The sequence below is a fragment of the Streptomyces sp. NPDC044719 genome, assembly GCF_056433405.1.
Genome location: NZ_JBWKHE010000028.1, coordinates 1 through 2,027 on the forward strand (window position 1 = coordinate 1; position 2,027 = coordinate 2,027).

Consider the following 2,027-nt stretch of genomic DNA (forward strand, 5'->3'; position numbering starts at 1 on the left):
AAGCGGGTCAAGGAGCAGATGAACGCGCTGCCCGATGACGGGTTCGGTTACGGGCTGCTGCGTTATCTGAATCCCGGCACCGCCCCGGTTCTGGCCGGCTATGACCGGCCCCAGATCGCCTTCAACTACCTCGGCCGCTTCGACACCGCTCTCGAGGCGGGTGGGGGAGAGGTTCCGGGAACGCCTCTGGGTGCCGATCCGGGCATGGGGATGTCCCACTGTCTGGAGATCAACGCGATCGCGCACGGCAGTGGTGAGGACATACGTCTGGATGCGGTGTGGTCCTGGCCGCAGGAGGTTCTGGACCGGGATGAGGTTGAGGAGCTGGCTGGTCTGTGGGTTCGGATGCTGGGGGTTCTGGCCGGGCATGCGGCCCTGCCGGAGGCCGGCGGGCATTCGCCCTCCGACTTTCCCCTGGTCTCCCTTGAGCAGGAGCAGCTCGATGAGTGGGCGGCCGAGAACGTGGTGGTCGAGGATGTGCTGCCGCTGTCGCCGTTGCAGGAAGGGCTGTTGTTCCACGCGCTGTTCGACGAGGACGCTGTGGATGTCTACAACGTTCAGCTGGCGTTTGATCTGAGTGGTGCGCTGGATGCGGGGGTGCTGCGGCGGTCGGCGGAGGTGCTGGTGGGCCGGCATGCCAGTCTCCGTGCCTGCTTCCGGCAGGCCGGCGGTGACGGTGAGCCGGTCCAGGTGATCGCCGGCAACCCGGTGCTGCCGTGGCGTGAGGTTGATCTGAGCGAGTACTCCGGGGCGGGTCAGCGTGAGCGGGTGGCGCGGCTGCTGGAGGAGGAACGGGTTGCCCGTTTCGACATGGCCAGCGCGCCGCTGATGCGTTTCGTCGTCGTGCGTCTTGCTCCCGGCCGGCACAAGCTCGTGATCACGAATCATCACATTCTGCTGGATGGCTGGTCGACGCCGCTGGTGCTGCGGGAGCTGTTCGAGCTGTATGGGCAAGGCGGGGACGACAGTGTGCTGCCCGCGCCGGTGTCTTACCGGATGTATCTGGCCTGGCTGGCTCGGCAGGACCGGACCCAGGCCGAAGAGGTCTGGCGTGAGGTGCTGGCCGGGGCGGAACCGACGAGGCTCGCGCCTGCCGGCCATCGTTCACAAGCCGGCAGCCATGGCGAGGTGACGCTTGCGTTGAGTGGCGAGGTCAGTGCTGGTGTTACGGAGTTGGCTCGTCGGCATGGGCTGACGGTGAACACGGTGCTGCAGACGGCGTGGGCGTTGTTGCTGTCCCGGCTGACGGGCAAGGACGATGTCGTCTTCGGTATGACGGTGTCGGGGCGTCCGCCGCAGATTCCCGGTATCGAGCAGATGGTCGGCCTGTTCATCAACACGGTTCCGGTGCGTGTCCGGCTCGATCCGTCGCAGTCGCTGACCGAGTTGATGGCCCGGGTGCAGGAGGAGCAGGCCCGCCTCAGCGACCACCAGTACCTGAGCCTGACCGACATCCAACGTGCCGCCGGCCAGGGTGAACTCTTCGACACCCTCTACGTGTTCGAGAACTACCCCATCGGCGCCGACGGTACTGACCTCCCCGGCGGCCTGACGATCATGGGTGTGAAAGGCCACGACGAGCCGCACTACCCGGTGAGTCTCACGGTGCTGCCAGAGGAGACGCTAAAGCTTCAGCTTGTGCACGACACCGACCTGTTCGACGAAGCCACTGCACGTCTGATATTGGAGCGGTTGCGGCGAGCCGTCGAGGAGACGGTCGCCGATCCTCGTCAAGGGATCGTCGGTGTCGATCTGCTTGCGCCGATGGAGCGGGAGCGGTTGCTGGTTGAGTTCAATGACACGGCTCGTGGGGTGCCGGTTGGTACGGCGTCGGAGTTGTTCGAGGCTCAGGTGGGGCGAACGCCGGATGCGGTGGCGGTCATCTGTGGTGATGCCCGTGTGAGTTATGGCGAGTTGAATGCGCGGGCGAACCGGCTGGCGCGGGTGTTGGTGAAGCGGGGTGTGGGTCCGGAGCGTCTGGTGGGTCTGGCGCTGCCGCGGTCGGTGGACATGGTGGTGGCGGTGCT

General features: G+C 66.0%; 1 protein-coding gene. It reads left to right on the plus strand.

Annotated elements, in window-relative coordinates; translation table 11 throughout:
• Positions 1-18: 18 nt before the first annotated feature.
• The coding region (locus AC07DF_RS41300; RefSeq protein WP_478982764.1) for a condensation domain-containing protein at positions 19-2,027 on the plus strand (2,009 nt) is incomplete at its 3' end.